At 57.3% G+C, this 5,350-nt stretch carries 3 rRNA genes; all 3 read right to left on the bottom strand.

The features are described from left to right. Positions 1-3: 3 nt before the first annotated feature. Positions 4-120, bottom strand: a 5S ribosomal RNA gene (gene rrf / locus ACGGCP_RS26885). Between the two features lie 145 nt (positions 121-265). Beyond that, a 23S ribosomal RNA gene (locus ACGGCP_RS26880) occupies positions 266-3,384 on the bottom strand. Between the two features lie 339 nt (positions 3,385-3,723). Next, positions 3,724-5,255: ribosomal RNA gene (locus ACGGCP_RS26875) — 16S ribosomal RNA — on the bottom strand. The 16S, 23S and 5S rRNA genes sit together here, the layout of an rRNA operon. Positions 5,256-5,350 lie beyond the last annotated feature (95 nt).

Below are 5,350 nucleotides of genomic sequence, written 5' to 3'. Positions count from 1 at the left end.
AATGTTTGGCGGTGTCCTGCTCTCCCACACCCTCTCGAGTGCAGTACCATCGGCGCTGGAAGCCGTAACGACCGGGTTCGGAATGGGACCGGGTGTGTCACTTCCGCTCTCACCACCAAACAAACCAGTGAACAACCACTGATCCGTTCAGCGATCAAGCACCATCACGGACAACAGCCCGTGACGGGCGATCGAGCCTGAGAACCAGTGTTGTCTCAGAATCGCATAGTGTGCGTGAATGTCAGTTTCTATCAAGACCGAATGTAATGTTAAGTTCTCGGCGGTTAGTACCCGTCCACTCCACGCCTTACAACGCTTCCATGTCGAGCCTATCAACCCCGTCATCTACAGGGCGCCTCACCAGCATACGCTGACAGAGATCTCATCTCGAAGCACGCTTCCCGCTTAGATGCTTTCAGCGGTTATCGCTCCCGAACGTAGCCAACCAGCCATGCCCCTGGCGGGACAACTGGCACACCAGCGGTTCGTCCATCCCGGTCCTCTCGTACTAGGGACAGCCCTTCATCAAATCTCTTACGCGCGCGGCGGATAGGGACCGAACTGTCTCACGACGTTCTAAACCCAGCTCGCGTGCCGCTTTAATGGGCGAACAGCCCAACCCTTGGGACCAACTCCAGCCCCAGGATGCGACGAGCCGACATCGAGGTGCCAAACCATCCCGTCGATATGGACTCTTGGGGAAGATCAGCCTGTTATCCCCGGGGTACCTTTTATCCGTTGAGCGACACCACATCCGTACGTCGGTGCCGGATCACTAGCCCCTGCTTTCGCACCTGCTCGACCCGTCGGTCTCACAGTCAAGCACCCTTCTACGCTTACACTCACCGACCGGTTTCCAACCGGCCCGAGGGTACCATTGGGCGCCTCCGTTACCATTTAGGAGGCAACCGCCCCAGTTAAACTACCCACCAGGCACTGTCCCCCGACCCGATCAGGGCCGCGGGTGAGACACACCACCAGATCAGAGCGGTATTTCACCAACACCTCCACCACGACTAGCGTCGCAGCTTCCCAGGCTCCCGCCTATCCTACACAAACCAAGCAATGCATCAATACCAAGCTATAGTAAAGGTCCCGGGGTCTTTCCGTCCTGCCGCGCGAAACGAGCATCTTTACTCGTACTGCAATTTCGCCGAGCATGTGGTTGAGACAGCGGGGAAGTCGTTACGCCATTCGTGCAGGTCGGAACTTACCCGACAAGGAATTTCGCTACCTTAGGATGGTTATAGTTACCACCGCCGTTTACTGGCGCTTCAATTCACCACTGCAGGCCAAAGGCCTTGATGGATCCTCTTAACGTTCCAGCACCGGGCAGGCGTCAGTCCATATACCTCACCTCACGGCTTCGCATGGACCTGTGTTTTTAGTAAACAGTCGCTTCCCCCTGGCCTCTGCAACCCCAACCAGCTTCCGTGCGCACGCACCACCAGCCGGGGCCCTCCTTCTCCCGAAGTTACGGAGGCAATTTGCCGAGTTCCTTAACCACACATCACTCGAACGCCTCAGTATACTCTACCTGACCACCAGTGTCGGTTTAGGGTACTGGCCGACTACCACTCGCTAGAAGCTTTTCTCGACAGCACGGGATCACCGAATTCAGCCTAAAGGCCTATGCTTCAGCGCTCACCCTCCAGACTCAACTGGGAACCTCCGGATTTGCCTAGAGATTCGGGCTACCACCTTACCCCGCCTAATCCACCAGACGGTACAGCTACCCCACTGCGTCACTCCATCACTACGCTACACACGGAAAGGACCCCAACCACTCACTGACAAGTACCGACCCGAAGGTCGGCGCTCGCCGGCTTGCAGCCGGTTAGCACAACCGCTATCACTCATACGCGGCACTCGGGTACCGGAATATCAACCGGTTATCCATCGACTACGCCTCTCGGCCTCGCCTTAGGCCCAGACTAACCCAGGGCGGAACAACCGTCCCCTGGAACCCTTAGTCAATCGGCGCACAGGATTCTCACCTGTGTTTCGCTACTCATGCCTGCATTCTCACTCGTGCAAAGTCCACCAGATGGGTTACCCCCTGGCTTCACCCCATGCACGACGCTCCCCTACCCAACCCGCCCAGACGTATCTGGACGGCATTGCTACGGCTTCGGCGGTGCACTTCAGCCCCGCTACATTATCGGCGCAGAACCACTCGACCAGTGAGCTATTACGCACTCTTTCAAGGGTGGCTGCTTCTAAGCCAACCTCCTGGCTGTCAACGCGACCCCACATCCTTTTCCACTCAGTGCACCCTTAGGGGCCTTAGCCGGTAATCTGGGCTGTTTCCCTCTCGACGACGGATCTTCTCACCCGCCGACTCACTGCCGCACTCAACACCATGGCATTCGAAGTTTAGCTGAGCTCAGTAACCGACACGGCCCATCACCCAACCAGCGCCCTACCACCACGGAGCAACATGCGACGCTGCACCTAAATGCATTTCGGGGAGAACCAGCTATCACGGAGTTTGATTGGCCTTTCACCCCTACCCACACCTCATCCCCCCAGTTTGCAACCTAGGTGGGTTCGGGCCTCCACGACCTCTTACAGCCGCTTCACCCTGGACATGGGTAGATCACCCCGCTTCGGGTCTACAACACACCACTCAACGCCCTATTCAGACTCGCTTTCGCTCCGGCTCCACCACAACGGCTTAACCTCGCGGCATACCATAACTCGCAGGCTCATTCTTCAAAAGGCACGCCATCACCCGCCTACGCTGAGTAAACTCAACGCCGGGCTCTGACGGTTTACAGGCACATGGTTTCAGGCACTCTTTCACTCCCCTCCCGGGGTACTTTTCACCATTCCCTCACGGTACTCTCCACTATCGGTCACCGGACCTCTTTAGGCTTAGCAGACGGTCCTGCCAGATTCACACGAGCCTCCACGAAACCCGCGCTACTCGGGTGCACCATCCGAACACCAACACTGCCCTTCACCTACGGGACTCTCACCCTCTCCGGTCGGCTTTCCCACACCGTTCGACTAGACAATGCTGCGTGAACCTGAGCACGGCAGTACTCAACGACGATGTCCCACAACCCCCGACCCGCAACGCCTGCCGGCTATCACACGAACCAGGTTTAGCCTCCTCCGCTTTCGCTCGCCGCTACTCACGGAATCACTCTTGTTTTCTCCACAGCAGGTACTGAGATGTTTCACTTCCCCGCCACACCACCAACCAGCCTATACATTCAGCCAGCGGCAACCGCCCATTAAGACGGCTGGGTTACCCCATTCGGAAACCCTGGGATCACAGTCCAGTTGGCAACTCCCCCAGGCATATCGCAGCCTCACACGTCCTTCATCGGTCATCCGGCACCAAGGCATCCACCATGCGCCCTACACAACTTAACCAACACACGGTCAAATCAGATAGAAACAAAGACACTCACGCACACTATACAAATCTCAAACAACACAGCGACCGCGACAATCCGCCCACACACTCGTAGACCATTTGACACGACCAGGCTCAGAGACGTGTTGTCTCAGAACCCCAACAGGGTGCGGCCCCCTGGGAAAACCCAGAGAGCCAAGGATGGATTCACGAACCAACGTTCGTGCAACGTGCAGTCGACACACCATTCAAAACATTTAGTCCATACACACCCGAGCGGTAACCACCAGAGCGAGATTGCTCTAGCGGGCTCGGATGGTTGACGCCCCCTCGCAAGGGGGGTCGGGACTCCTTAGAAAGGAGGTGATCCAGCCGCACCTTCCGGTACGGCTACCTTGTTACGACTTCGTCCTAATCGCCAGCCCCACCTTCGACCACTCCCTCCGGTAAACCGGTTAGGCCGCAGGCTTCGGGTGTTGCCAACTTTCATGACGTGACGGGCGGTGTGTACAAGGCCCGGGAACGCATTCACCGCAGCGTTGCTGATCTGCGATTACTAGCGACTCCACCTTCATCGAGTCGAGTTGCAGACTCGAATCCGAACCAAGACCGGCTTTACAGGGATTCGCTCCACCTCACGGTATCGCAACCCGCTGTACCGGCCAATGTAGCATGCGTGAAGCCCTAGACATAAGGGGCATGATGACTTGACCTCATCCCCACCTTCCTCCGAGTTAACCCCGGCAGTCTCCCGTGAGTCCCCAACTGAATGCTGGCAACACGGGATAAGGGTTGCGCTCGTTGCGGGACTTAACCCAACATCTCACGACACGAGCTGACGACAGCCATGCACCACCTGTCACCCAGTCCGAAGAGGCCTCTATCTCTAGAGGTTTCCGGGTGATGTCAAACCTAGGTAAGGTTCTTCGCGTTGCATCGAATTAATCCGCATGCTCCGCCGCTTGTGCGGGCCCCCGTCAATTCCTTTGAGTTTTAGCCTTGCGGCCGTACTCCCCAGGCGGGGCGCTTAATGCGTTAGCTACGGCACAGAATCAACCAACGTGACCCCACACCTAGCGCCCACCGTTTACAGCATGGACTACCAGGGTATCTAATCCTGTTCGCTCCCCACGCTTTCGCTCCTCAGCGTCAGAACAATCCCAGAGATCCGCCTTCGCCACCGGTGTTCCTCCACATATCTGCGCATTTCACCGCTACACGTAGAATTCCGATCTCCCCTAATTGCCTCAAGTCGACCCGTATCCACCGCAAAACCCCGGTTAAGCCGAGGCCTTTCACGGCGGACGCAATCAACCGCCTACGAGCCCTTTACGCCCAATAAATCCGGACAACGCTCGCGCCCTACGTCTTACCGCGGCTGCTGGCACGTAGTTAGCCGGCGCTTATTCAACCACTACCGTCAACGGTGCGAATACACCGCCTTCGTGGTGGATAAAAGAGGTTTACAACCCGAAAGCCGTCATCCCTCACGCGGCGTCGCTGCATCAGGCTTCCGCCCATTGTGCAAAATTCCCCACTGCTGCCTCCCGTAGGAGTCTGGGCCGTATCTCAGTCCCAATGTGACCGACCGCCCTCTCAGGCCGGCTACCCGTCATCGCCTTGGTGCGCCACTACCGCACCAACAAGCTGATAGGCCGCGGGCCCCTCCCCAACCGCAAAAACTTTCCACCCAGCACCATGCGGAGCCAGGTCGTATCCGGTATTAGCCGCCGTTTCCAACGGTTATCCCAGAGATGGGGGCAGGTTACCCACGTGTTACTCACCCGTTCGCCACTCGAGTACCCGCAAGCGGGCCTTTCCGTTCGACTTGCATGTGTGAAGCACGCCGCCAGCGTTCGTCCTGAGCCAGGATCAAACTCTCCAACAAAAACCTGTTGCGCACCACAATCTTGCGACCATGGCGACTTTTGGTATGTGTCGAAGCATGTCCTGACCGATTTTCAACGGGACACCAAGCAAGTG

It is taken from the genome of Glycomyces sp. NPDC048151 (assembly GCF_043202775.1).
Lineage (GTDB): Bacteria > Actinomycetota > Actinomycetes > Mycobacteriales > Micromonosporaceae > Glycomyces.
Note: the sequence above shows the minus strand (reverse complement) of the source record. Positions and strands in the feature narration are given on the sequence as shown.